1 protein-coding gene is annotated in these 2,217 nt (G+C 53.4%); it reads left to right on the top strand.

The window, feature by feature from the left end:
* Positions 1–320 precede the first annotated feature (320 nt).
* Positions 321–1,898 carry a hypothetical protein gene (locus CRO75_RS32145; protein WP_110402639.1) on the top strand — a complete coding sequence of 526 codons (1,578 nt, stop codon included), beginning with the start codon at positions 321–323 and terminating at the stop codon, positions 1,896–1,898.
* Positions 1,899–2,217 lie beyond the last annotated feature (319 nt).

Here is a 2,217-nt window from a genome sequence, read left to right as displayed (position 1 = left end):
TAGGCATGACTTCGAGGCAGCCCAGGCAGAAGAAATGGTAACTTTAGTTTATTTTGTCTACACCTTCTTAACATTCGTGACAGGTTCTACTTATTCTGGACAGTACCGAGCCGGACAAGCCGTCAAGCAGCAGACTTATCGCTCATTCGTAGCCCTATTTCCTCTGAAATAGCGACTGATATTAGCGGAGTATCCATGTCCGTGCCCGGCCGAAGTTACACCGTCGGCAACGGCATGGATGCGGTGGTTAAAAGCAGATCATCGTATGCCATTTACAATATACCGGGAGCTGGCTTCCGACCTACCCGCAGGACTTCGATATGAATTTAGACTTGGGTCTCCACACATACTCTATTAAACCTTCTACTAGTAGGAGCTATACATTACCTACATCTCAAATGACTCCAGCCGCACTGGTGATTGACCCAGTAAGCGACAACGACTGGGTAAATGCTCTTGAAAAGCAGCAAGGCATTACAATCAGCGGCTGGGCAGAAGCTGGCAGCATGGTGTTGCTGGAGTTGGGGGGCACTAGGAGAGAGGTGCTGGTGGACGCTACGGGCAGGTGGCAGACGATCTTTTCCAGCTTTGAAGTACCGCCTGATGGTAGCACCAGGCTATCCGCGATCGTTACTGATGCGACTGGATATGTTTCAGCATCAACCATGCGGACAATCTCTATAGACACGACCAGACCAACCGAACCAACGCTCGACCCAGTGTCGGGTGACAATCGGATTACCGCCGCAGAAAAGGCGGCAGGCTTCACCCTTAGTGGCAGCGCAGACCCGGGCAGTGAGGTGAACTTGAACCTTGTCGGCACCACTATCCATTGGAAGCGGGTAATAGCCGATGCCACCGGCAGATGGGTGGCAAGCTTTACCAAAGATGAGATACCAGACGGCACATTTGTTATTACCCCACAAGCATTTGATCAGGCGAGCAACCCATCGAACTGGCGCGAGTATCGGATCGTTGTGGAACCAACCGTACCGGTGATCGACTCGGTGGGCGGTGACAACTGGGTGAACGCTATCGAAAAGCAGGTGGGCGTTACTGTCACCGGCCATGGCGCAGCGGACAGTTTAGTGACACTGGAGTGGAGTGGTGTTAGGAAGACCATACTGACGGATTACATAGGTAAGTGGTCAACGACCTTTGCCAGTCACGAGGTTCCGGCTGATGGAATAACCCTTATACACGCCACAGCTACTACGAGCGGCCACACTTCCGCGCTCGTTACACAAACGGTAACCGTAGACACTACAAGCCCAAACGAGCCAACGCTCGATCCAGTCGCTGGTGATAATCGGATCACTGCCGCTGAAAGGGAAGCCGGTGTCACCCTCAGCGGTAGGGCCGAACCAGGTACTGAAGTGCTCCTGCGCTGGCTGGTCGGAACCACTCCTCAATCGAAAAGCGTGACCACCGATGCCACAGGGAAGTGGTGGACGACTTTGTCCGGCAGCGAGATTCCGGATGACGTCTTTCGCATCTGGCTGCTGTCTATCGATCAGGCTGGTAACCAATCGTACCTACGGGACTATCCGATCGCTTTAGGATCGACCGTTCCGACCATTGATCCAGTGACAGGCGACAACTGGATTAATGCCGCAGAGAAGGCAGTCGGTGTCACTGTCAGCGGCCGCGCTGATCCAGGTAGCATGGTGCGCGTGGATTGGGATTGGGACTTCTGGAAGCCCGGCTTCGAGGCAACTAAAATGGTAGCTGTCGATGGTGGAGGTCGATGGTCGGCACTCTTCTCTAGTAGCGAGCTTCCAGAAGATCGCCTGAGCACTACGGTTATCTATGCAACCAACATCGATGAGGCCGGCAACATTGCCCCATATTTCGCCTCTAGGGGCGTATACCTAGACACAATGGTGATCGGCGCCTAAGCCATTGGCGCATGCCCCAAGCGGTTATCGCCTGGGGCATGCGCCATTGATCAGCAACAGCCCTAAGCTTTACCAACGACCAGACATCCCGTTTAAACAGCTCAAATTAGTCCGAATTACGGACGGTACTGGGCCGCCTGATAGACACGAATTTGAATTGGTAACCGCTGCGACCAGATATCACACGGCTAGAATCACCGGAACCATGGCGGGGTACCCGCTCTAGTGTGGTGTTTCAGAAGTACCACTGAAAAACTGGCCTACGCTCTATAGAACTCACTCATCAAGAGCTGTGTATCGACCATAGGCCGACCAGCAA

The sequence above is a fragment of the Pseudomonas sp. LAMO17WK12:I10 genome, assembly GCF_900215185.1.
GTDB classification, from domain to species: Bacteria; Pseudomonadota; Gammaproteobacteria; order Pseudomonadales; family Pseudomonadaceae; genus Aquipseudomonas; species Aquipseudomonas chlororaphis.
The sequence above is the reverse complement of the archived record's forward strand: the minus strand, read 5'-3'. Positions and strand labels throughout refer to the sequence as shown.

Excerpts from the sequence above, each read along its gene's own strand:
- CRO75_RS32145 (WP_110402639.1), top strand. The coding sequence starts at position 321 with ATGAATTTAGACTTGGGTCTCCACACATACTCTATTAAACCTTCTACT.